22 protein-coding genes and 2 tRNA genes are annotated in these 22,964 nt (G+C 73.5%); 11 read left to right on the top strand and 13 right to left on the bottom strand.

All coding sequences use genetic code 11. The features are described from left to right. Positions 1-30: 30 nt before the first annotated feature. The 6 genes from ATJ97_RS19070 (at position 31) to ATJ97_RS19045 (ending at position 7,135) form a co-directional block, all read left to right on the top strand. On the top strand, positions 31-957 hold the full coding sequence (locus tag ATJ97_RS19070) for an ACP S-malonyltransferase (protein WP_098485102.1): 927 nt from the start codon (positions 31-33) through the stop codon (positions 955-957). Continuing rightward, positions 954-1,970, top strand: coding sequence for a beta-ketoacyl-ACP synthase III (locus ATJ97_RS19065; RefSeq protein WP_098485101.1), 1,017 nt, complete (start codon positions 954-956; stop codon positions 1,968-1,970). The genes ATJ97_RS19070 and ATJ97_RS19065 overlap by 4 nt, the downstream gene beginning before the upstream one ends. Before the next feature lie 87 nt (positions 1,971-2,057). Then, a complete protein-coding gene (locus ATJ97_RS19060) occupies positions 2,058-2,309 on the top strand; it encodes an acyl carrier protein (protein WP_098485100.1) in 252 nt (83 codons plus the stop codon). A 108-nt stretch (positions 2,310-2,417) separates the two neighbouring features. Beyond that, positions 2,418-3,650, top strand: a complete 1,233-nt coding sequence (locus ATJ97_RS19055) for a beta-ketoacyl-[acyl-carrier-protein] synthase family protein (protein ID WP_098485099.1) — start codon at positions 2,418-2,420, stop codon at positions 3,648-3,650. 171 nt (positions 3,651-3,821) lie between these two features. Beyond that, complete coding sequence (locus tag ATJ97_RS19050) at positions 3,822-4,523, top strand: response regulator transcription factor (protein ID WP_098485098.1); 702 nt, start codon at positions 3,822-3,824, stop codon at positions 4,521-4,523. After that, positions 4,523-7,135: a DUF4153 domain-containing protein gene (locus ATJ97_RS19045; RefSeq protein WP_098485097.1), complete on the top strand. Its 2,613-nt coding sequence runs from the start codon at positions 4,523-4,525 to the stop codon at positions 7,133-7,135. Before ATJ97_RS19050 ends, ATJ97_RS19045 begins: the two co-directional genes overlap by 1 nt. A 78-nt stretch (positions 7,136-7,213) precedes the next feature. On the opposite strand, the gene ATJ97_RS19040 is transcribed toward ATJ97_RS19045, so the two are convergent. The 8 genes from ATJ97_RS19040 to ATJ97_RS19000 all read right to left on the bottom strand — a co-directional run bounded on the left by ATJ97_RS19040 (position 7,214) and on the right by ATJ97_RS19000 (position 11,621). Beyond that, the gene (locus tag ATJ97_RS19040; protein WP_098485096.1) at positions 7,214-7,714 is read right to left on the bottom strand and encodes a DUF3145 domain-containing protein; all 501 of its coding nucleotides are present in this window, start codon (positions 7,712-7,714) and stop codon (positions 7,214-7,216) included. A gap of 151 nt (positions 7,715-7,865) precedes the next feature. Then, positions 7,866-8,354, bottom strand: a complete 489-nt coding sequence (gene def, locus ATJ97_RS19035) for a peptide deformylase (RefSeq protein WP_098485095.1) — start codon at positions 8,352-8,354, stop codon at positions 7,866-7,868. 33 nt (positions 8,355-8,387) lie between these two features. Next, the gene (locus ATJ97_RS19030; RefSeq protein WP_170037584.1) at positions 8,388-9,074 is read right to left on the bottom strand and encodes an SGNH/GDSL hydrolase family protein; all 687 of its coding nucleotides are present in this window, start codon (positions 9,072-9,074) and stop codon (positions 8,388-8,390) included. Between the two features lie 56 nt (positions 9,075-9,130). Beyond that, positions 9,131-9,505, bottom strand: coding sequence for a fluoride efflux transporter CrcB (crcB, locus tag ATJ97_RS19025; protein WP_098485093.1), 375 nt, complete (start codon positions 9,503-9,505; stop codon positions 9,131-9,133). Then, positions 9,502-9,852 carry a DUF190 domain-containing protein gene (locus tag ATJ97_RS19020; RefSeq protein ID WP_098485092.1) on the bottom strand — a complete coding sequence of 117 codons (351 nt, stop codon included), beginning with the start codon at positions 9,850-9,852 and terminating at the stop codon, positions 9,502-9,504. The genes crcB and ATJ97_RS19020 overlap by 4 nt, the downstream gene beginning before the upstream one ends. Next, positions 9,849-10,247, bottom strand: coding sequence for a fluoride efflux transporter FluC (locus ATJ97_RS19015; protein WP_098485091.1), 399 nt, complete (start codon positions 10,245-10,247; stop codon positions 9,849-9,851). Before ATJ97_RS19015 ends, ATJ97_RS19020 begins: the two co-directional genes overlap by 4 nt. Positions 10,248-10,441: 194 nt before the next feature. Next, on the bottom strand, positions 10,442-11,458 hold the full coding sequence (locus ATJ97_RS19005; RefSeq protein ID WP_098485089.1) for a magnesium and cobalt transport protein CorA: 1,017 nt from the start codon (positions 11,456-11,458) through the stop codon (positions 10,442-10,444). Positions 11,459-11,547: 89 nt separating this feature from the next. Further along, positions 11,548-11,621 (bottom strand) — tRNA-Ile (locus ATJ97_RS19000). 65 nt (positions 11,622-11,686) lie between these two features. On the opposite strand from ATJ97_RS19000, the gene ATJ97_RS18995 reads away from it, so the two are divergent. The 3 genes from ATJ97_RS18995 (at position 11,687) to ATJ97_RS18985 (ending at position 12,830) form a co-directional block, all read left to right on the top strand. After that, positions 11,687-12,196 (top strand): hypothetical protein, encoded by a 510-nt coding sequence (locus ATJ97_RS18995; protein WP_143427082.1) that lies wholly within the window; start codon positions 11,687-11,689, stop codon positions 12,194-12,196. Positions 12,197-12,260: 64 nt separating this feature from the next. Next, a tRNA-Asn gene (locus ATJ97_RS18990) sits at positions 12,261-12,333 on the top strand. A 110-nt stretch (positions 12,334-12,443) separates the two neighbouring features. Beyond that, entirely contained in the window at positions 12,444-12,830 is a 387-nt protein-coding gene (locus tag ATJ97_RS18985; RefSeq protein WP_098485087.1) for an STAS domain-containing protein, read from the top strand. A gap of 78 nt (positions 12,831-12,908) precedes the next feature. Here the strand turns inward: ATJ97_RS18985 and dnaG are convergent, their stop codons facing one another. Then, complete coding sequence (gene dnaG / locus ATJ97_RS18980; RefSeq protein ID WP_098485086.1) at positions 12,909-14,957, bottom strand: DNA primase; 2,049 nt, start codon at positions 14,955-14,957, stop codon at positions 12,909-12,911. 84 nt (positions 14,958-15,041) lie between these two features. After that, positions 15,042-16,313, bottom strand: coding sequence for a deoxyguanosinetriphosphate triphosphohydrolase (locus ATJ97_RS18975; RefSeq protein WP_098485615.1), 1,272 nt, complete (start codon positions 16,311-16,313; stop codon positions 15,042-15,044). Positions 16,314-16,429: 116 nt separating this feature from the next. On the opposite strand from ATJ97_RS18975, the gene ATJ97_RS18970 reads away from it, so the two are divergent. Further along, the gene (locus ATJ97_RS18970; RefSeq protein WP_098485085.1) at positions 16,430-17,647 is read left to right on the top strand and encodes an alpha-amylase family protein; all 1,218 of its coding nucleotides are present in this window, start codon (positions 16,430-16,432) and stop codon (positions 17,645-17,647) included. A 25-nt stretch (positions 17,648-17,672) separates the two neighbouring features. Here ATJ97_RS18970 and ATJ97_RS18965 read toward each other — a convergent pair whose 3' ends face one another. The 3 genes from ATJ97_RS18965 to ATJ97_RS18955 all read right to left on the bottom strand — a co-directional run bounded on the left by ATJ97_RS18965 (position 17,673) and on the right by ATJ97_RS18955 (position 21,569). Further along, positions 17,673-18,563 (bottom strand): sugar ABC transporter permease, encoded by an 891-nt coding sequence (locus ATJ97_RS18965; protein ID WP_098485084.1) that lies wholly within the window; start codon positions 18,561-18,563, stop codon positions 17,673-17,675. A gap of 1 nt (position 18,564) precedes the next feature. After that, positions 18,565-20,175 (bottom strand): ABC transporter permease subunit, encoded by a 1,611-nt coding sequence (locus tag ATJ97_RS18960; protein WP_098485083.1) that lies wholly within the window; start codon positions 20,173-20,175, stop codon positions 18,565-18,567. A 149-nt stretch (positions 20,176-20,324) separates the two neighbouring features. Then, entirely contained in the window at positions 20,325-21,569 is a 1,245-nt protein-coding gene (locus ATJ97_RS18955) for a sugar ABC transporter substrate-binding protein (protein ID WP_098485082.1), read from the bottom strand. Positions 21,570-21,762: 193 nt separating this feature from the next. Between ATJ97_RS18955 and ATJ97_RS18950 the strand changes: the two genes are divergently transcribed. Beyond that, positions 21,763-22,779: a LacI family DNA-binding transcriptional regulator gene (locus ATJ97_RS18950; RefSeq protein WP_098485081.1), complete on the top strand. Its 1,017-nt coding sequence runs from the start codon at positions 21,763-21,765 to the stop codon at positions 22,777-22,779. The last annotated feature ends 185 nt before the right edge of the window (positions 22,780-22,964 follow it).

Genomic DNA, 22,964 nt, shown 5'->3' with positions numbered 1-22,964 from the left:
CGGGCGGGGCCCGGTTGGCATGGTGGGACGGTGCTAGCCCTCCTCTGCCCTGGTCAGGGCGCCCAGACCCCCGGCATGCTCGCTCCCTGGCTCGAGGAGCCGGAGCTGCGCGAACGCCTCGGGCGTTACGCCGAGGTCACCGAGCTCGACCTCGTCTCGCTGGGCACGACCGCCGACGCGGACACCATCCGGGACACGCGCGTGGCCCAGCCGCTCATCGTCGCGGCCTCGCTGCTCAGCCGCCACGCGCTGGGCCTGGAGGACGTCCCCGAGCCCGACGCCACCGCCGGCCACTCGGTCGGCGAGCTGGCCGCGGCGGCCGTCGCGGGTGTGCTGACGGACGAGCAGGCCCTCATGCTCGTACGCGAGCGCGGCCGGGCGATGGCCGACGCCGCGGGCGCCCGCCCCACCGGCATGACCGCCGTCGTCGGCGGGAAGCCGGACGAGGTGGCGGAGGTGCTCGCCCGGCACGGCCTCACGGCGGCCAACGTCAACGGCGGCGGCCAGGTGGTGGCCGCCGGCACGGCGGAGCAGCTCCAGGCGCTCGCCGCCGACCCGCCCGCCCGGGCGCGCGTGATCCCGCTGCAGGTGGCCGGCGCGTTCCACACCGAGCACATGGCCCCCGCCGTCGAGCGGGTCCGCACGGCCGCGTCCTCGCTCGCCCCCGCCGACCCGCACCTGACGCTGCTGTCCAACGCCGACGGCGCCGTCGTCACCACGGGCGCCGAGACGCTCGAGCGGCTGGTGACCCAGGTGGCCAACCCCGTGCGCTGGGACCTGTGCTGCGAGCAGCTGCTCGCGCTCGGGGTCACCGGTGTCGTCGAGCTCTGCCCCGGCGGCGTCCTCACCGGCCTCGCCCGACGTACGCTTCCCGGGGTGGAGACCGTGGCCGTCAAGAGCCCCGAGGACCTGCCCGCAGCCCGCGACCTGATGACCCGCCACGGAGGAACCCGATGACCCGACCGACCCTGCGCGCCCCGCAGCCCGTCCAGCACGCCCGCATCCTCGGGGTGGGCGGCGTGCGGGGCGAGAACGTCGTCGTCAACGACGACATCGTCGGTCCCATCAACTCCTCGGACGAGTGGATCCGCCAGCGCACCGGCATCGTGTCCCGGCGCCGCGCCGGCGAGGACGTCACGGTCGCCGACCTGGCCGAGCAGGCCGCACGCGAGGCGCTCGACGCCGCGGGCCTGCAGGGCTCCGACATCGACACCGTCCTGGTCTCCACCGTCACCTGGTTCGAGCAGACCCCGTCCCTGGCCGCGGTCGTCGCCGACCGCATCGGCGCCACGCCGGCGCCGGCCTACGACATCTCCGCCGCCTGCGCCGGGTACGCGTACGGCATCGCGCAGGCCGACGCCCTCGTGCGCGCCGGCACCGCCCGCCACGTGCTCGTGATCGGCGTGGAGAAGATGTCCGACTTCATCGACCCGACCGACCGCTCCATCAGCTTCCTGCTGGGGGACGGGGCCGGGGCCGCCGTCGTCGGGCCGTCGGAGGAGCCGGGCATCGGCCGCACGGTGTGGGGCTCCGACGGGTCCGCCGCCACGATGATCCGTCAGACCCACTCCTGGCTCGACTACCGCAACGCGGAGCCGGGCGACGACGTGGAGTGGCCGACCCTGCGCCAGGAGGGCCCGTCCGTCTACAAGTGGGCCGTGTTCCAGATGACCCCGGTGGCCGAGCAGGCCATCGAGGCGGCCGGGCTGCGCCCGGAGGACATCGACGTGTTCCTCCCGCACCAGGCGAACATGCGGATCATCGACCACATGGTCAAGAAGCTCGGGCTGCGCGAGGACGTCGTGGTGGCCCGGGACATCGCCGAGACCGGCAACACCTCGGCGGCGTCCATCCCGCTCGCCACGGAGCGCCTGCTCCGTGAGGGGCAGGCGAAGAGCGGGGACATCGCCCTGCAGATCGGCTTCGGGGCCGGTCTGGCGTACGCCGCGCAGGTCGTGGTGCTGCCCTGACCTGCCGCGCGCCTGCGCGTCAGGGCGGCGGCAGCCCCCAGACTGTCAACCGACAACCAGCAACACCCACGGAAACGGAGCAACCACATGGCTTTCAGCGAGCAGGAGATCCTTGCCGGCCTGGCCGAGATCGTCAACGAGGAGACCGGCCTGCCGGCCGAGTCGGTCACCCCGGAGAAGTCCTTCACGGACGACCTCGACGTCGACTCGCTGTCGATGATGACCATCGCGACCCTCGCCGAGGAGAAGTTCGACGTGCGCATCCCGGACGAGGAGGTCGGCAACCTCAAGACCGTCCAGGACGCCGTCAGCTACATCAACGGCGCCCAGCAGGCCTGACCGGCCCGCGGGGGTGCGCCCACCGGTGCGCCCCCGCGCCGCCTCCTGCCGAACCACCTGACGTCCCGCCGCCCGCCGGGCGGCCCCCGAACCCCCCTGGAGCACCGCATGGCACAGCCCACCGTCGTCATCACCGGTCTGGGCACCACGAACCCCCTGGGCGGGGACGTGGCCACCACCTGGGACATGGTCCTGGCCGGCAAGTCGGGCGTGCGCACGCTGGAGAACGACTGGGCCGAGCAGTACGAGATCCCCGTCAACTTCGCGGGCACCCTCGCCGTCCCCACCGACACCGTCCTGGCCCGCAACGAGATCCGCCGGATGGACCCCTCCGCGCAGTACGCCCTCGTGGCGGCGCGCGAGGCCTGGGAGGACGCCGGCAGCCCCGAGGTCGACGGCGAACGCCTGGGCGCCGTCGTCGGCTCCGGCATCGGCGGCGTCTGGACGATCCTGGAGGCCTGGGACACGGTGAAGGAGAAGGGCGCGCGCCGCGTCATGCCCCTGACCGTGCCCATGCTCATGGCGAACTCCCCCGCCGCCAACATCTCGGTGAAGTTCGGCGCGAAGGCCGGCGCCCACGCCCCGATCTCCGCCTGCGCCTCGGGTGCGGAGGCGATCGCCTACGGCGTGGAGATGATCCGTGACGGACGCGCCGACGTCGTCATCGCCGGCGGCACCGAGGCGGCCATCCACCCCCTCCCGCTGGCGGCCTTCGCGAAGATGCAGGCCCTGTCCACCCGCAACGACGACCCCGCCGGCGCCTCCCGCCCCTACGACGTCGACCGTGACGGCTTCGTCATGGGCGAGGGCGCGGGGATCGTGGTCCTGGAGTCGGCCGAGCACGCCGCCGCCCGCGGCGCCCGCGTGCACGCCGTCGTGGCGGGCCTGGGCATGACCGCCGACGCCTTCGACATCGCCCCGCCGGACCCGACCGGCGCCGGCCAGGAGCGCGCGATGCGCATCGCCCTCGCCGACGCCGACCTGGCGGGCGAGGACATCGTGCACGTCAACGCCCACGCGACCTCCACCCCCGCCGGCGACGGCGTCGAGGCGGCCGCGATCAGCCGCGTGGTCGGCGACGACACCGCCGTCTCCGCCACCAAGTCGATGACCGGGCACCTGCTCGGCGGCGCCGGCGCCCTGGAGACCGTGCTGACGGTGCTGGCCGTGCGCGAGCGCCAGGCCCCGCCCACGATCAACGTGGCGAACCTGCAGGAGGACATCACGATCGACCTCGTGCGCGACACCCCGCGCGCCCTGCCCTCCGGGCAGATCGCGGCCGTGAACAACGCGTTCGGCTTCGGCGGCCACAACGTGGCCCTGGTGGTCGCCTCCGCCTGACCCGGCCGGCCCCACGGCCCGCCCCACGACGACGACGGCGCCCCTCCCCTCGGAGGCGGCGCCGTCGTCGTCGTACCCGGGCACCGGGCCGGCGGCGAGGTCACGAACCTTCACACAACCTCCACGCGGCGCACCCAGGACCGACCGGGCCCCGCTCCTAGGCTCGGGTCCATGACCACCACCCCGGCCGCCACCGAGCCGGCCACGCTCCTCGTCGTCGAGGACGACGCCACGATCAACCAGGCCCTCGCGGACCGCCTGACGGCCGAGGGCTTCGCCGTCGTCCAGGCCTACGACGGGCCCGGCGCCGTCGCGGCGCACGCCCAGCACCGGCCCGACCTCGTGGTCCTCGACGTCATGCTCCCGGGTTTCGACGGGATCGAGGTGTGCCGGCGGATCCAGGCGTCCCGCCCGGTGCCGGTGCTCATGCTGACCGCCCGGGTCGAGGAGACCGACGTCCTCGTCGGCCTCGCGGTCGGCGCGGACGACTACGTCACCAAGCCGTTCCGCTCCCGCGAGGTCGTCGCCCGCATCCGTGCGCTGCTGCGCCGCGTGGAGCGGGCGCGTGAGCTCGCCGCGTCCGCCCCGCCCCGCCTCGAGGTCGGCGCGCTCGCCGTCGACCGGGCCGCCCGGCGTGTCACCGTCTCCGGCGAGGTCGTCCACCTCACGCCGCTGGAGTTCGACCTGCTCGTCGAGCTGGCGGACGCCGCGGGCACCGTGCGCACGCGCGAGGACCTGATGCGCGAGGTCTGGGGCTGGGCCGACGCCCGCGGCACCCGGACGCTCGACAGCCACGTCAAGTCGCTGCGGGCGAAGATCGGGGCGTCCCGCGTGCGCACCGTCCACGGCGTCGGCTACGCGCTGGAGGCCTGATGGACCGCGACCGCCCCCTGGACGGCGTCGGCTCCGTCAAGCTGAAGTTCGGGCTCCTCGTCGGGCTCAGCGTGGTCGCGGCCACCCTCGTCGCCGAGATCGGGGGCCGGGCCGGCGTGCCGGCGTGGCTGAGCGTGCCGGTGACCGTGGCCGCAGCGCTGGCCGTGACCCAGTGGCTGGCCCGCGGCATGACCTCCCCCCTGCGCGAGATGACCCACGCCGCCTCGCGCATGGCGCGAGGGGACTACTCGGCGCGGGTGCGGGCCACCTCGGCCGACGAGGTGGGCCGGCTCGCGCGGGCGTTCAACACCATGGCGCAGGACCTCCACGACGCCGACGACCAGCGCCGCCAGCTCCTCGCCACCGTCTCCCACGAGCTGCGCACCCCGCTGGCCGCGCAGCGGGCGCTGCTGGAGAACCTGGTCGACGGCGTGGTCCGGCCCGACGACGACGCCCTCCAGACGGCCCTGACCCAGTCCGAGCGGCTGAGCGACCTGGTGGGCGACCTCCTCGACCTCAGCCGTGTCGACGCCGGCGCGGCCCCGCTCGACGTCGGCCCCCTCGCGGTGTCCGACCTGATCGACCGGGCGGTCGCCGAGGCCGGCTCGCACGGACGCGACGTGACGATCACCGCGGAGGTCTGTCCCCCGGACCTCACGGTCCACGCGGACGCCGCGCGCCTGCACCAGGTGGTCGCCAACCTCCTCGACAACGCCACCCGGCACACGCCCGCCGGCGGCACGGTGACCGTCCGTGCAGAGACGCTGCCCGGCGGCAGCTGGGCCCTCGAGGTGACCGACACCGGCGACGGCATCCCGCCCGAGCACGCCGAGGAGGTCTTCACCCGCTTCTGGTCCGACCAGCACGCGGGCGGAGGGACCGGCCTGGGCCTGGCCATCGCGCGCTGGGTCTGCGAGCTCCACGGCGGCACGATCACCGCGCTGCCCCCGGACGACGGCGGAGGTGGTCGCGTCCGCGCCGTCCTGCCCCGTCTCGCCCGGCCCCGGGCGGCCGCACCGTCGGCCCCGCCGCCGGAGGACCACGCCCCCCTGCCCGCACCCCTGCCCACCGGGCGGCAGCACGCCGCCGGAGAAGAGGTCCACGTGTCCACCACCGCGTCCGTTCCCGACGTCCCCGCGCAGGGGGGTGCCCGGACCGCCGCCGCGCCGTCGTTCGCCGAGACTCTCTTCGGCGGCCTCTGGCCGGAGGGCGGCCCCCGGACCGCCCAGGGCGCCCTGCTCGCCTCTCTCGGCATCGGGGCCCTCGCCGCCGTCGTCCTGCCCGGACGGAGCACCGGGGTCGCGCTGCTGCTGGTGCTCCTGCTCGCCGGCGTCCTCGTGCTGCGGCTCTCCCCGCGTCGGTCCCGCGCGTGGACGCTCGCGTCGGCGGCGCTCTGCCTCGGCCTCGGCTCGCTCACGGTGCTCCGCGCCGCGGAGTGGGTCACGGTCCTGGCGCTGCTCGCCGCGGGCCTCCTCGTCACGACGGCGCTGACGGACGCACGCCGCACCCTCGCCGTGCTCGCCGGCCCCGCCGCGTGGGTCCTCTCGGCCGTGCGGGGCCTGCCGCTGCTCGGGCGGACCATCACCGCCACCAGCGACCAGCGGCTGCTGTGGCCGGTGCTGCGCACGGCGGCCGTCTCGCTCGTCGCGCTCGTGGTCTTCGGCGGGCTCTTCGCCTCCGGGGACGCCGTCTTCGGCTCCTGGGTCTCCGCCCTGGTGCCCGACCTGGCCTGGGACTCGGCGATCCAGCGCACCTTCGTCCTCGTCGCGGTCGCGGGCGTCGTCCTGGCGGCGTGCTACCTGGCCCTCAACCCGCCGCGGGTCGACCGGCTCGCCCTGCCCGCCGCCCAGCCGGTGACGCGGGCGTGGGAGTGGCTCGTCCCGGTGGGGATGGTCGTGGCCGTGCTGGCCGGGTTCGTGCTGGCCCAGGCGACCGCGATGTGGGGCGGGCACGACTACGTCCGCCGCCAGACCGGCATGAGCTACGCCGACTACGTCCACCAGGGCTTCGGCCAGCTCACCGTGGCGACGACGCTGACCCTGGTGACGGTCGCCCTCGCGGTGCACAAGGCGCCCCGCGCGACGGCGCGGGACCGGTTGGTGCTGCGGGTCGCCCTGGGCGTGCTGTGCGTGCTGACGCTGGTGGTCGTCGCCTCCGCGCTCTTCCGGATGGCGGTTTACCAGCAGGCGTTCGGGTTCACCGTGCTGCGGGTGCTGGTCGACGTCTTCGAGGCGTGGCTCGGCCTCCTCGTGCTCCTGGTGATGGTCGCGGGTGTGCGCTGGTCCGCCTGGTGGCTGCCCCGCGCCGCCCTGGCGTCGGGGGCGGCCCTGCTCCTCGCCGTCGGCCTGGCGAACCCGGAGGGGTGGGTCGCGAGGCAGAACATCGAGCGCTACCAGGAGACCGGCAAGATCGACACCTGGTACCTCGCCTCGCTGGGGCCGGACGCGGTGCCTGCCGTCGTGGACGGCCTGCCCGAGGAGCTGCAGAGGTGCGCCCTGCCCGCCGCGGAGGACGCGCGCCCGGACGACCTCCTCGAGTGGAACCTGGGCCGGTCACGGGCGGCCGAGCTCGTTCCGTCCGGCGCCCCCGCCGACCGCAGCGACTGCCCCTGAGAGCCGCTGCCCCGTGAGCATGCGCGACGGCGCCGCCTCCCATCCCCGTGGAGGCGGCGCCGTCGTCGGGCACCCCGGTCAGCCGACCCGGTGCAGCCAGCGGACCGGCGCCCCGGCGCCGGCGTAGCGGAACGGCTCGAGCTCGTCGTCCCAGGCCTGCCCGAGCGCGAGATCGAGCTCGTGGCGCAGGCGCGCCGGGTCGGCGGCGTGAACCAGGGCCGCCCGGACACGGTCCTCCGGCACGACGACGTTGCCGTGGGCGTCGGTCTGGGCGTGGAAGATCCCGAGCTCGGGCGTGTGCGACCAGCGTCCGCCGTCGCAGCCGGGGCTCGCCTCCTCCGTGATCTCGTAGCGCAGGTGCGTCCAGCCGCGCAGCGCCGACGCGAGACGCGCCCCGGTCCCGACCGGCCCGACCCAGGAGTGCTCCGACCGGAACATCCCGGGCGCAGCCGGCTGGGGCGTCCACTCGAGGGTCACACGGGTGTCGAGCACCGTGCCCGCGGCCCACTCGATGTGCGGGCACAGCGCACGGGGCGCAGAGTGCACGAAGATGACGCCGCGGGTGAAGGCACCATTCATGTCGACTCCTCCTGGTCTGTAGCTCGAGGTGCGTCTTCCCCTACGACCTCTTGCCTGACCAGGTACGACACGTTCGCGCGGCGAACTGGTCCCATGATGCCCGAAACCTGTGCGGCGCGCCAGGGTATGGGCCTGGCGCGCCGGGCAGATGTCAGAGCTGCTCGCGGACCGCCTTCATGGCCTTCTTGCGCACGCTGCGCTCGAGCCGGTCGAGGTAGAGCATCCCGTCGAGATGGTCGACCTCGTGCTGCAGGCAGCGGGCCATGAGCTCCTCCCCCTCGACGACGACCTTCTTGCCGTCGAGGTCGATGCCCTCGACGCGCGCGTACCAGGACCGCTTCGTCGGGAACCACAGTCCGGGCACCGAGAGGCAGCCCTCGTCGCCGTCCTGGTACTCGTCCTCGGAGAGCTCGACGATGCGCGGGTTGAGCACGTACCCGATCTCGTCGTCGATGTTCCAGGAGAACGCGCGCAGGCTGACGCCTATCTGGTTCGCGGCCAGGCCGGCACGCCCGTCCTCGTCGACGGTCTCGAGCAGGTCCTCCACGAGGGAACGGACTCGGGCATCGATGTCGGTGACCGGCTCGCACGGGGTGCGCAGCACGGGGTCGCCGACGATTCGGATCTCACGCATCGCCATGCCCCGTATCGTTTCACGGCCCGGGCGCGGTCCCTAACCACCGGCCGTGCCGGACCGGCCGCCCGCCGCGGGGGTCGGGGCCGCGGCGGCGAGCACCGTCTCGCGGATCGCCTCACCGAGGACTCGGGCGCCCTCCCGGGTCGGGTGCAGCCCGTCCGAGGCCATCCCCTCGGCGAACTGCTCCCCGTCGCGCAGCCCCGCGGGCGCGTCGACCCAGCGCCAGCCCTCCTGCCGCGCGAGGTTCTCGAGGGCGGCGTTAAGGTCGGTGGCGAGCTCGGGCGCCGCGTCGATCGGGGGGACGGCGGAGATCACGACCTCCGGGGCGCCGACGGTGCCGGCGATCCTGCGGAGGTTCGAGAGGGTGCTCTCGTGGGTGGCACCGGAGCCGACGTCGTTCGTGCCGGCCAGGATCACCAGCACGTCCGCGTCGACCGGCTCGACCGCGGCCGCCATCTGCGAGGTCGTCGCGCCCCACCGGGCCCAGCCACCGACGAGGAGGAGGTCCTCGCCGACGGCGTGACGGACCCAGGACTCCGCCCCGAGCTCCCCGCCGTCGAAGTCGGGGCTGTCGGCCTCGGTGATGGAGTCGCCGACGACGGCGAGGCGGGTGGCGTCCGGGTTCGGAGGTGCGGCGGTGCTCGCGGCCGGGGCGGGCTGGCCGCCGCAGCCGCCCAGCAGCACGGCGACGGAGAGGGCGAGCGCCACGGTCGGGATCCGCACGGTCTCCACCTCCCTCCCCGCCATGGTCACACGCCGGCCGCGCTCCGCCGGGCGGATCAGGGCCAGAGGACTCCGGCGAGCGCGAGCCCCAGCCAGGCCGCGGCCAGTCCGGCGGCGAGGTTGAGCGCCACGTTGAGCAGGGCGAGGAGCCGCGAGCCGCTCTCCGTCAGGCGCACGGTCTCGTAACTGAACGTGGAGTACGTGGTCAGCGCCCCGCAGAAACCCGTCCCTGCCGCCGCGAGCACGGCCTGAGGCACGCCTCCGGCGGCGGCGCCGCCCGCCAGGACGCCGAGGATGAGGGAGCCGGCGACGTTGACCGTGAGGGTGCCCCAGGGGAAGACCGAGTCGTGGCGCGCCTGCACCGCCCGGTCGGTCCAGTACCGCAGCGGCGCACCGACCATGGCTCCGAGCGCCACGAGGAGGACGGTCACGTCGGCTCCTGCGCGACGTCGCCGAAGTGGCGCACCACCTCGACCTCGTCGACGACGGCGACGCCCTCGCTGACGACCTCGTCGAGCAGGGGCAGGAAGGCGCGGATCTTCTCCTCCTCGTCGATGATGACGATGCTCAGCGGCAGCTCCTCGCTGAGGCTGAGGATCCGGCTCGTGTGGATCTTGTGGAACCGCCCGAAGCCCTCCAGGCCCCGGAACACGGACGCACCGGCGAGGCCGGCGTCGCGCGCCCGCCGGACGATCTCGGCATAGACGGGTCGGTGGCGGAACTGGTCCGACTCCCCGACCAGGACGGTCAGCCGCAGCGCCCTGCTTCCTTCTCTCATGCTCTCGGTCCTCTCCGGGGACGGCGGGCACGGCCGGCCCACCGGGTCAGGAACATGCCGACCTCCACCGCGAGCAGTGCGGCGGCGAGGGTGCCGAACAGGTACGCCAGCGCCGTGGCCGGCGCCTGCGCGGCGCCGAGCTGGTGGGCCTGGACGGCGTACGTGGAGAACGTGGTGAAGCCGCCGAGGAACCCCACCCCGACGAACGGGCGGAGCAGCCGGTGGGGACGTCCGGCCACCTCGGTGACGAGGACCATCAGCACGCCGATGAGCAGGCAGCCGGCCACGTTGGTCCAGAACGTCGACCAGGGGAACGACGCCGGGCCCGCCGGTACCCAGACCGCGAGGCCGTGGCGCGCGACGGCACCGAGCGCCCCGCCCGCCGCGATCACCATGGTCACGTCGTGCGACCGCCCGGACCGCCGCCGGCCGCGCGCCGCCGCATGGGCCGGGGGCTCCCGCGTCGTCCCGGGCTGCGGCGTCGTCCCGGGCTGCGACGTCCTCCCGGGTTCCGGCGTCGTCCCGGCACGCTCGCCTGCCGAGGAGCCCGGGTTCCCCGCCCTCGGCGCGCGCGTTCCCCTCACCCGGCTCACAACCAGCGGTGCCGCTTGAAGACGATGTACAGGACCACGCCCATCGCCACCATGGCGAGCAGCGCGAACGGGTACCCGAACCTCCAGCCGAGCTCGGGCATGTGCCGGAAGTTCATGCCGTAGATGGTGCCGACCAGCGTCGGGGCGAAGAGGATCGCCGCCCAGGAGGAGATGCGCTTGACCTGCTCGCTCTGGAGGTAGCTGGCCTCGGTGACGCGCCGCATCTCCTCGTTCTGCTCCTGGGCCACGAGCGTCGCGTTGACCGTCAGGGCGTTCTGGAGCAGCGCCCGGAAGGCGCCGACCCGCTCGACCACGCGGATGGTGTGGTCGTGGACGTCGCGCAGCCGGTGCCGCAGCTCGATGTCGACGCCGTAGCGGTCGAAACCCTGCTCGAGGTGCTCGAGCATGCTCAGCAGCGGGTGGGTGGCCCGCTGGAAGGCCATGACCTCGCGGGAGAGCTCGTAGATGCGGCGCGAGACGTTCGGGTCACTCTCGAAGAGCTGGTCCTCGATCTCGTCGATGTCGTTCTCCAGGCCAGCGACGACCGGACCGTACTGGTCCACGACCTCGTCGAGGATCGCGTAGAGCACCGCCTCCGGGCCGTGGCGGAGGGTGTCCGGCTCCCTCTCGAGGCGGCGCCGGACCCGCGCGAGGTTCGGGGACTCCGCGTGCCGGACGGTCACCACGAAGCCCGGGCCGGTGAACACGTGCAGCTCGCCGAACTCGACCTTCTCCACGTCCTCGAGGTACCGGGCCGGGCGCAGCACCGTGAACAGCGTGTTCCCGTACCGCTCCAGTTTCGGCCGCTGGTGCGCCTTGTTGGTGTCCTCCTGGGCCAGCTCGTGCAGGCCGAACTCCCGGGCGATGGTCCCGACCTCCGCCGGCGTCGGCCGGTACAGCCCCACCCACGCCATGCCGCCGTGCTCGCGCAGGAGGTCGAACGTCCGCTCGAGGCTCTCCGGCGCTGCGACCCGGGTGCCGTCCACGTAGATGACGTTGTCGACCACGCTCATCCGTGCCTCCTCGCTCCTGGCCGTCCGGCCACCGCGGCGGCGCCCACGACGACGATGGTGCCACCGCAGACGGCAAGAGGCGCACGGGGTGCCCCCGGCGGGGCTTGAACCCGCGACCGACGGATTATGAGTCCGCTGCTCTGACCGGCTGAGCTACAGGGGCGCGCGGCGGCATGGCGCCACGACGGCGTCCAGCGTACCCGGGTACGGACGGTTACCGTGTCCAACATGATCTTCGGCCGCCGCTCCCCCAAGCTGCCCCCGGACGTCGGCGCCCGCCTGGACCGCCGCGACTCCCCGCTCGCCCATGCGGAGCTCACGGACGGCCGCTGGGCGGTCGCAGCCGCGGGCGCGCTCGTCGTCGCCGACGCGGACGGCGTCGTCGGCCGCTACCCCTGGCACACCGTCGAGCACGGACGCTGGGACGGCGACGCAGGCGAGCTCACGGTCGCCTGGGTCGACGGCGCGGTCACTCCGCTCGTGCTCCGGCCCGTGGAGCACGACCCGGCGCGGTTCACCTCGACGCTGCGCGAGCGGGTCCAGTCCTCGGTGGTCCACACCGAGAGCCTCGACACCCCGGGCGGGGCCTTCGTGCGGGTGAACATCCGCCGAGACGAGAACGGCGGCCTGCTCTCGCAGGTCACCGTCCAGGGCCAGCTTCGGGGTGACGACGCCGAGCGCAAGCTCATCGACGACCTCGAGCGACGAGCCCGCTCCGCTGTGGGACTTGCCACATGAGGCCTCCAGCGGCCGACGCGGTGGTCTGAGCCCTCTCAATCTTTGCTAGAGTCACATCTCGCGATCCCGCGTAGCTCAATAGGCAGAGCATCCGACTGTTAATCGGACGGTTATTGGTTCGAGTCCAATCGCGGGAGCAAGCAGGCCCGGAACCTCAACGGTTCCGGGCCTTTGTCGTCAGTGCTCCGCCGCGATCAGGTACGACCCGGTGAGAGGCTGTCCGATCGACGGAAGGATCACCCCAGACATGAGCGACGCCGCAGCAGCGAGCACCGGCCCCCGGGCGGACGAGCAGGGCCTGGTCTCCGTGCTGACCTCACCCGCGCGGGTACGCATCGTCCTCGCCGGGCCGGTCGACGCCAGCCTGAGCGACGAGCTCGCGACCGCCGCACGAGAGGCCGCGGACGCAGGGGTTCCCGTCGACGTCGACACACGGACCGTCACGTTCATGGACTCCACGGTCATCGCGGCGATCGCCCACCTCGCCCACCGCATCTCCCACCGGGTACGGTTCATCGAGCCGCCCGATCTCGTCCGCTTCCTCCTCGAGGTCACCCATATCGGCGAGGTGGTCGACGTCGTGGACCACGACCCCGGCTTCCCGGGCGCACTGTCCCCCACCTCGGCCCGATGAACCAGCCCCTCCGGGGCAGAGGTTCGCCGGGCGGGGTGAGCGCACGCGGCCAAGGTCGACTCAGCCGGCCGCTCCGGCTCACTCCCCGCTGAGCGAGCGGCGCCGGTTCTCCAGCTCCATCAGCTGAGCGAAGATCTGCGCGTAGGTCGGGTCGCCCGGGTCGGTGCGCTGCAGCGTGCCCTTCACGTCCGCGATCTCACGGGTCAGGCCCATCCGGATCAGCGCCACCAGCACCCCGCGCGCGTACCCGGCCAGCGCGTCGGGCCGGTCCTCCGGGAGCGGCGCGACGGCGAGCTCGGTGATGACGCCGGCCACCGGGCCGACGGCGTTCTCCCGGACCTGCTCGGCCCACCGCGCGGCGGCGTGCCCGGCGACGTCGCCTCCCCCGCCCTGTGCCGAGAGCCGTTCGACCTCCTGACCGAAGGCCGTCGTCCCGCCGGCGGCACGGATGGCGTCGTGGACGCCGCGGTAGGCGGGGACCGTGAAGGTGTCCGGCGCCAGTGCGTCGAAGCCGGCGGCAAGGGCGTGCTGCGGCAGCTGGAGGACCACCTCCAGCACCTGCCGCTCCAGCTGGGCGACCGGGTCCTCGCGGAACGGCCGGGCGGCTGCGCCGCCGCCGTCGTACCCGCCCGGGACCGGTGCGGGCGGGCGGCCGTCGGACCGGCCACCGCCGTTGCGGCCGCCAGGCCCCCCGCCGTACCGAGAGGCGGGTCCTCCGCCGCCCTGCTGCTCCGGGTGCCCCGGGCCCCCTCCGACCGGCCCGGACCGTTCCGCCGCCTGCACGGCCCGTCGCACCGCCACCTGGTCCATGCCGAGCCACCCCGAGAGCGAGCGCGAGTACTCCCAGCGCAGCGCCCGGTCCCGGATCCCGGCGACCACGGGCGCGGCGGCCCGCAGCGCGGCGACCCGCCCCTCCGCCGTCGACAGGTCGAGCTGCGCCAGCACGGAGCGGATCGCGAACGCGAAGAGCGGCTGCCGGGAGGCCACCAGGTCGCGCACCGCGGCGTCCCCGCGCTCCAGGCGCAGGTCGCACGGGTCGAGACCGTCCGGGCTGACGGCGACGAAGGTCTGCGCCGCGAACCGCTGGTCCTCCTCGAAGGCGCGCAGGGCCGCCTTCTGGCCGGCCGCGTCGCCGTCGAAGGTGAAGATGACCTCGCCGCCGTGGGTGGCGCCGGAGGAGAAGATCACGCCGGTGGCGGCGTCGGCCGTGTCGCCGAGCAGGCGGCGCACGATACGGATGTGGTCGGTGCCGAACGCCGTGCCGCAGGTGGCCACCGCGGTGGTGACACCGGACAGGTGCGCCGCCATGACGTCCGTGTACCCCTCGACGACGACGACCTTGCGCTCCTTGGCGATGGTCCGCTTGGCGAGGTCGAGGCCGTAGAGCACCTGGGACTTCTTGTAGATCGGGGTCTCGGGCGTGTTGAGGTACTTCGGGCCCTGGTCCTCCTCGAGGAGCCGGCGGGCGCCGAAGCCCACGGTCTCGCCGGTGATGTCCCGGATCGGCCACACGAGGCGCCCGCGGAACCGGTCGTAGATCCCGCGGTTGCCCTGGGAGACGAGGCCGGAGGCGGTGAGCTCGGCCTCGGTGAACCCGCGCCCGCGCAGGTGGCGCAGGAGGTTGTCCCAGCCCTGCGGGGCGAAGCCCACGCCGAACGTCGCCGCCGCCTGCCGGTCGAACCCGCGGTCCGCGAGGAACTGCCGGCCGGGCGCGGCGCCCGGGGAGTCGAGCTGGGCGACGAAGTACTCCTCCGCCACGCGGTGCGCCTCGATGAGACGCTGCCGCCTGCCGACCTCCTCGCGCGGGCGGGTGGTGCCGCCGTCCTCGTAGCGCAGCTGGATGCCGGTCCTGGCGGCGAGGTGCTCGACGGCCTCGGTGAAGGGCAGGTGGTCGATCTTCTGGACGAACGAGATGACGTCGCCGCCCTCGTCGCAGCCGAAGCAGTGCCACAGGCCCAGCTGGGGGCGGACGTGGAAGGAGGGGGTGCGCTCGTCGTGGAAGGGGCACAGGCCCTTCATCGACCCCACGCCGGCCGGCTTGAGGGTGACGTAGGTGCCGACGACCTCGTCGATCCGTGCGCGTTCGCGGACTGCCGCGATGTCCTCGCGCCGGATGAGGCTTGCCATGACGACAGTCTAGGCGTGGGACGTCCGGTTCCCGGCGCGGCCGTCCCCAGCACGACGCCGGAGCGGTCGCACCGGCGGGAACCCTCAGTAGACCTCGGAGAGCATCCCGCACAGCCGGGCGTGCCACTGCTGGGCGGAGGTGTCCGTCAGTGACGCGACCTGGTCGATGACCACGCGCAGCCGGGCGCCGTCGTCCCCGGCCTCCCGCCAGTCCGCCGCGAAGGGCTCCTCGAGGTGGCGCGCACCGGACTCCGCGAGGGCGTCCACCAGGTCGAAGAGGATCGTCCGCTGGGCCAGGTACAGCGGCTCGTGCTCGCGCGGCGCCATGACGTACAGGGCCGCGACGCCCTTGAGGACGAAGATCTCGGCCAGCGTCTCGTCCGGAACGATGAGGTCGGCCTCGTACCGGGTCAGCGGACCGGTGCCGTAGGCGGCCCGGGTGGCGTCCTCCGCGGCGGCGCAGAACCGGCCGATGAGCTGGCTCGTGAGGTCCTTCAGCCGCGCGAGGTCGCGGCGCGAGCCGTCGTAGGAGGACACCCAGATGGGGTGGCTGACGAGCCGGTCGAGGGCGGCGCCGAGGGTGTCGTCGTCCACCGCCGGGTCGTACCAGTCCCGCACCTGCGCCACGACCCGCTCCTGCTCGGCGGTGACCCGCAGCCTCTCCAGGTCCACCCGCCCGCCCACGATCGCGTCCTCGACGTCGTGGACGGAGTAGGAGATGTCGTCCGCCAGGTCCATCACCTGCGCCTCGAGGCACTTGCGCCGCTCGGGCGCCCCCTGGCGCAACCATGCGAAGACGGGCTCGTCGTCCGGGTACACGCCGAACTTCCGGGTGCTCGTCCCGTCCGCCCGGCGCGGGCCGTCGCCGGCCTGCCACGGGTACTTCGTCGCGGCGTCCAGGCTCGCCCGGGTGAGGTTGAGGCCGACGCACGTGCCGTCGTCGGCGAAGACCTTCGGCTCCAGGCGGGAGAGCAGCCGGAGCGTCTGGGCGTTGCCCTCGAACCCGCCGATGCCGAGGGCCACCTCGTGCAGGGCGCGCTCGCCGTTGTGCCCGAAGGGCGGGTGCCCGAGGTCGTGGGAGAGGCACGCTGTGTCGACGACGTCCGGGTCGCAGCCGAGGACCTTGCCCAGCTCGCGGCCCACCTGCGCCACCTCGAGGGAGTGCGTCAGCCGCGTGCGGACGAAGTCGTCGCTCGAGGGGCCGAGCACCTGCGTCTTGGCGCCCAGGCGCCGCAGCGCCGAGGAGTGCAGCACGCGCGCCCGGTCCCGCTCGAAGGCGGTGCGCCGGGGGTTCTTCGGCGCCTCGCTCCACCACCGCTCGCGGTCGCGGTCGGTGTACACGTCGGCCTGGCGCACGCCCGCGTCCGGCGCGCCGGACCCCCAGGCGCGGTCGGGGACGAAGGGATCGGTGGGCACGGCGCGAGCCTACGGGACGGCGGGTGCAGGCCGCGCCGGTGAGCCACAATGGGCGGGTGACGGACACCCGAACCGACGACGAGGGCCGGACCGAGCGCACCTCCCCGGACCCGGGTGAGGGCCGCGGTCGCGTCCGATCGCGCCTCGGCGGGGTCACGACCACCACCCTGGTGCACCGCGGCCCGCGCGGCCCGCAGGCCTGGTGGCGGCAGGCGGTGGTCTACCAGGTGGTCGGGGCGGCCGACCTCGGGGCGCTCGCGGCCCTGTCGGCTGAGATCTCCCACGTCTCCCGGCTCGGCGCGAGCGCGGTCCAGGTGCGCGTGCCGGCGGTGGACCCGGACGCCCCCGACGCCCGCGAGACCGTCGACACGCTCGTCCGGCGCGCGCACCAGCGCAGCATCCGGGTCATCGTCTCGCTCGCCGGCACGGACGTCGGCCCGCGCGACGGCGCCGCGGCCCGGCACCGCGCCCGCGTGGCGGCGTGGCTGGCCCGCGACGTCGACGGGGTGGATCTCGGGGTCACGAGCTCGACGGACAGCCACGAGCACGAGGGCGTGGACCTCGGCGCGCTGCACGCGCTGGCCGCCGAGGCCGACTCGGTGCTCACGGGCGGCATCTCCGCCCGCACGCCCGACGCCCTGGCCGAGCACCTGCACGAGGACTGGCTGCACGTCACCCGGGACGACCGGCTGGCGGTGACGACCTGGGACGCCCCCCAGCTGCGGGCGACCGTCTCCGACTCCTACCTCCAGCGGGACGCGGTCGGCGCGCCCGCGGGATGGACGCTGACCGACCTGACGACCGGTTCCGCGCCGTCATGGGGGCTCGACGAGGAGGCGGCACGCCGTCGTCGCCGGGCCGCGACCCTGCTCATGACCGCTCTTCCGGGCACTGCCTACGTCAGCCAGGGAGAGCCCGTCGGCATCGCGCCGCGGCCCGACGACCCGGCCGCCACGATCACCGAGGTGGCCCGGCTCGCGGCGGAGCAGCGCGGCACCCCTGGGAGCACGTTCGAGCGCTACCGCCACGCCTTCCGCCTGCGCCAGGAGCTGAGCCTGGGCACCGGCCACGTCGCGTGGGTGGACGACCTGCCGTACGCCGGGACGCTGGGCTTCGTCAACCGGGACGTGCTCGTCCTGACGAACCTCTCCGACCGGGACGTGCGGGTGCCGGCGGAGCGGGAGATCCTGCAGGCCAGCGACGACCTGTCGAACCCGCTGGACGGGATGGTCAGCGTGCCGCCGGACACCACGGTGTGGATCGCCCTGAGCTGAGGCCCTGGCGAGGATCCCCGGCCGGTCAGCCCTTGACCGCCCCCGACGTGAGCCCGCCCACGATGTAGCGCTGCAGGAACAGGAAGAGCACCAGCACCGGCAGCGCACTGATCACGGCGCCGGCGGCGAAGAGCCCCCAGTTGGCCTCGAGCAGTGACGACACCCAGCCGTAGAGGCCCACCGCGAGCGTCCAGTTCTGCTCCGACTGGAGGATGACGCGGGCGATGACGAAGTCGGAGAACGTGGAGATGAAGGACAGCAGCCCGACGACGGCGAGGATCGGGGCGACCAGGCGCAGGATGATCGTCCAGTAGATCTGGGCGTGGGAGGCGCCGTCGATCTTCGCGGCCTCGTCCAGCTCGCGCGGCACGGTGTTGAAGAACCCGTACATGAGGAACGTGTTCACGCCGAGCGCCCCGCCCAGGTACACGCAGATCAGGCCGATCTGGCTGTTCAGACCGAGCACCGGCACCACGTTCCGCAGTCCCAGCAGCAGCAGGAAGATCGCGACGAAGGCCAGGATCTGCGGGAACATCTGGATGACCAGCAGGGCCATGAGCCCGACGCGCCGGCCGGTGAACCGGAACCGCGAGAACGCGTACGCCGCGGCCGCTCCCATCAGGACGGTGCCGACGGCGGTGACCGTGCCGATGAACAGGGTGTTGCGCACCCACGTCCAGAAGTAGGTGCCGTTCAGCTCGGTGTAGTTGGCGCCGCTGACCTCGCTGAAGAGGGAGTTGGAGCCGGTCAGCGTGCCGCCGGGGTTGAGCGAGGCGGAGATGACGTAGACGATCGGGAACGCCGCGTAGACGACGGCGACCACGCCGACGACATGCCGCCAGCCGACCTCGCTGAACCAGCGACGGCGGCTCACCCTGTTGGCCGGGGCGGCCGTGACGGTGGGTGCGGTGGCCATGTCAGTTGATCTCCTCGAGCGAGCGGGTGCGGCGGAAGCTGATCACGGAGATGGTCGCGACGATCAGGAAGATGACGATCGACAGGGCGCTGGCCAGGCCGTAGTTCTTGTCCGCCGTGCCGTCGAGACCGGAGATGGAGTACACCATCGAGATGAGGATGTCGGTGTGCCCGATGGGCACCGACGCGTCCGCCATGCGCGGTCCCCCGCCGGTGAGCATGTAGATGAGGTTGAAGTTGTTGAAGTTGAAGGCGAAGGAGGAGATCAGCAGCGGCGCGGTGGAGACCATGAGCAACGGCAGGACCACGGAGCGCCACGTGCGGAACCGGCTGGCGCCGTCGATCTTGGCCGCCTCCAGGACGTCCTTCGGGATCGACTGCAGGGCGCCGGTGCAGATGAGGAACATGTAGGGGAAGCCCAGCCACAGGTTCACGCCGAGCACCGAGAGCTTGGCCAGCCAGGGGTCGGTGAGCCAGGGGATCTCCGCGCCGCCGAGGAGGACCGAGTTGATGAAGCCGAAGCGGCGGTTGAGGAGGCCGGACCACAGCAGCGCGGCCAGGAAGCCGGGGAAGGCGTAGGGCAGGATCAGCAGCGTGCGGTAGATCTTTCGGCCGCGGACGCGCTCGTCGTTGAAGACCATCGCCAGGAAGAGACCGAGCAGGAACGTGGTGACCACGGACAGCACGGCGAACGCGAGCGTCCACAGCAGCACCTGCAGGAACGGGCCGGAGTAGCGGGCGTCGCCGAAGGCGGTGGCGAAGTTCTCCAGCCCGACGAACACCTTCCAGCCCACGGGCAGCGTGGTGCCGTCGGGGGCCTCGAACATGCCCTCGTCGTTCGGCGTGTAGACCGTCCCGGTGAGGGTGTCCGTCATCGTGTCGGCGGCCTCGTCGTACGCCAGCGTGGAGACGAACACGTACCCGTTGCGCGCGTCCTGCGTGCGGATCGACCCGTCGGCGGGGTCGTCCGAGACCGGCACGCGCAGCGCCGTGACCTCGGCCTGGCGCTCGAGCACCGCCTGCCGCGGGAGCACCTCGTAGCCGGGGACCTCGGTGATGACGCCGTCGGAGACGACGGCTTCCTCCGCCGTCTCCAGCGGGGTCTCGGCCCGGCCGACCCGGACCTCGCCGTCGTCGGCGATCGCGAAGGCGAGCTCGCCGCCGTCGTCCAGGACCACCAGCGGGTAGGCGGCCGAGCCCTCGACGCGGCGCTCGTTCTGGATGAGGAGCGCCTCGACGGCGTCCTCCTTGGTGGAGTTGTGGCCGTCCCCGTAGTTGGTCAGCGCCACGTACCCCGTGTAGGCGACGACGAAGACCTGGTAGACCAGCAGGAAGGCCAGCCCGGGGAGCAGGTACTTCAGCGGGAGCGTGCGCCGCGAGAAGTAGACGTAGTCGGCCGCGACGACGAGGGCGACCATGGCCGCCAGCACGCCGTAGGACTCGGCGGCCCAGGCGGCCAGGATCACGTACACGCCGAGGGCGTTGACCAGAGCCATCAGCACGACCTTGGCCGCGAAGCCGCGGCTGAAGGTGCGGGCGTGGGAGCTGCGGGAGACAGGCGGCGTCGGCCGGCCGGCCTCGGTCCGTCGCTCCACCTCGGTGCGGGCGCTCATGTGGGACCTCCGTCGGGCGCGTCGTCGCCCGACCGTCGTGGGGTTCGTCGTCGACCCCGAGTTCGGTCCGCCGGCGGTGCCGGCGGCCGGCGCACCGGGCGCCGGTCCGGCGGGTGCGCGGCCGTGGCCACGCACCCGCCGGGGGTGGGTCAGGCGGCGTCGAGCGCGCCCTGGATGTCCGAGACCATCTTCTCCCAGGCCGCGACGGGCTCCTGCGAGCCGCTGACGATCGCGGCCTCCGTCACGCCCCAGAAGTTCCACACCGCGCCCATCTCCGGGATGGAGGGCATCGGCACGGCGTCGGTACCGACCTCGCGGAACCCGGCGGTGACCGGGTCGGAGGAGGCGGTGTCGGCCGCGGCGACCAGGGCCGGCGGACGGTCACCCGCCTCGTACAGGGCGAGCTGCGCCTCCTCGGTGGACATGAAGTTCACGAGGAAGTCGTTGGCGAGCAGGGCGTTCTCGCTCTTGGCGTTGACGTAGAAGCCCTGGACACCCGCGAACGGCTGCGCGGGCTCGCCGCCGGCGCTCGGGATCGGGTCGACGGCGAGGTCGAGGCCCTCGAAGCTGGCGATCATCCACGGCCCGCCGATGATGAAGGGGGACTCGCCGTTGGCGAAGGCCTCCACCGCGATGTCGTAGGTGATGGCGGTGTCCAGCGTGCCCGCCTGGCCCTGCTCCGCCAGCCACTGCGCGAACGCGTTGCCGGGCTCGCCGCCGAGCGCGAGCTCGGGGCTGTAGGAGCCGTCCTCGTTCTGGACGAACACCGGGGCGCCGAACGAGGTCTGCAGCGGGTACATCGTGTAGGGGTCGCCCTCCTCGCTCACCTGGATGAGGAGGGGGTACTTCGTGCCCGCGGCCTGGCCCGCGGCGACGGCGTCGTCCCAGGTGGCCGGGGCCTCCGCGGCGAGCGCCGTGTTGCGGATGAGGCCGATGTTCTCGACCGCGTAGGGCAGGCCGTAGACCTGGCCGTCCTGGGTGAAGGCCTCGATCGCGACGGTCTCGAACTCGGAGGCCTTGTCGCCGAGCTCGATGGGGGCCACGACGCCGTTGGCCGTCATCTCGCCGAGCCAGTCGTGCGCACCGACGGTGATGTCCGGGCCCTCGCCGGTGGGGACCTGGGCGAGGAAGTCGGCGCGGATGTCCTCGAAGTTCTTCAGAACGGTCGCGACGGTGGCGCCGGTCTCCTCCTCGAACGCCGTGGCGGCCGCCTCGACGGCCTCCTGCCGGGTCTCGTCGGTCCAGATGGTCAGCGTCCCGCCGTCGCCGGCGGGCGCAGAGGTCGCCCCGGCGGCGGGCTCCGCCGTCGTGTCCGCCTCGGGGGTCTCGCCCCCGCACGCGGCGAGCGCCATCGTCATACCGACGGCGGCCGCAAGGGTGATGCTCCGTCGCATCTCGAATCTCCTGTGGGATAGGTGGGATATTCAGTCGCGGCTCGCCCCGTCGTCGCCGACGGAACCGGTCCGGATGTCTCGACAGTAACTGCGGTGCTGGCAAAGTTGCAACTACTTGCAGTAACTTTCAGGCAACGGTTTCACGTGCCGCGCGGACCGGTCGCGCGCACCTAGGAGAAAGCACAGGTCTGCCATGCAAGGGCGCACCAGACTCACCGACGTCGCGGAGCAGGCCGGCGTCAGCACGGCGACCGTCTCCCGGGTGCTGAACGACAAGCCGGGGGTCGCCGGGGAGACCCGGCGGGCGGTGCTGGCGGCCCTCGACATGCTCGGCTACGAGCGCCCGGACAAGCTGAGCTCCCGCTCGGCGGGGCTGGTCGGGCTGATCGTGCCGGAGCTCACCAACCCCGTGTTCCCCGCCTTCGCGCAGTCCGTCGAGTCCGTCCTCGCCACGATGGGCCTGACGCCGCTGCTGTGCACCCAGTCCCCCGGCGGCACCACCGAGGACCAGTACGTCGAGATGCTGCTCGAGCACGGCGTGGACGGCATCGTCTTCGTCTCCGGGCTGCACGCCGACACCAACGCCGACCCGGCGCGCTACCAGCGCCTGCGCGAGCGCGGCCTGCCGTTCGTGCTGCTCAACGGCCACAACCCCGCGATCGACGCCCCGTGCTTCTCCACGGACGACCGCGGCAGCATGGAGCTCGCCGTGCGGCACCTGGTGTCCCAGGGGCACCGCCGGATCGGCCTGGCCATCGGCCCCGAGCGCTTCGTGCCCGCGCACCGCAAGCGCGTGGGCTTCGAGGAGGCCATCGCGCAGTACGTGGAGGGCGAGGAGCCGCGGGTGGTCCGCACGCTGTTCACCGTCGAGGGCGGCGTGGCGGCGGGCACGGAGCTGCTGGAGCAGGGGTGCACGGCGGTCATCTGCGGGTCCGACCTCATGGCGCTGGGCGTGGTGCGGGCGGCGCGCACGAACGGACGGCGGGTCCCCGAGGACCTCTCCGTCATCGGGTACGACGACTCCCCGCTCATCCCCTTCACGCACCCGCCCCTGACCACGATCCGTCAGCCCGTCGCCGCGATGTGCCAGGCCGCGGTGACCACCCTGGTGGCGGAGATCGGCGGCTCGCAGGTGCCGCGCGGCGAGCTGATCTTCGTGCCCGAGCTCATCGTCCGCGGGTCCACCGACGCCGCGCCGACCGCGTACTGAACCTGCGGCGCCCGTGCCGCACCGGGCGCCGAGGGGGCACGCGGCCTCCCGGCCCCCACCGATGTGCGCCCGGCACGCCGCACGTGCCACGCTGGCTGCCGGCGTTCGCACGGAGGCCGTCCCCGGCGCACGGCCGCTCCCGCCGCGCGGGGCCCCTTCCCGCTGACGCGACCCGAAGACCGACG

The sequence above is a fragment of the Georgenia soli genome, from assembly GCF_002563695.1.
In the GTDB taxonomy this organism is placed as follows: Bacteria; Actinomycetota; Actinomycetes; order Actinomycetales; family Actinomycetaceae; genus Georgenia; species Georgenia soli.
Note: the sequence above shows the minus strand (reverse complement) of the source record. Positions and strands in the feature narration are given on the sequence as shown.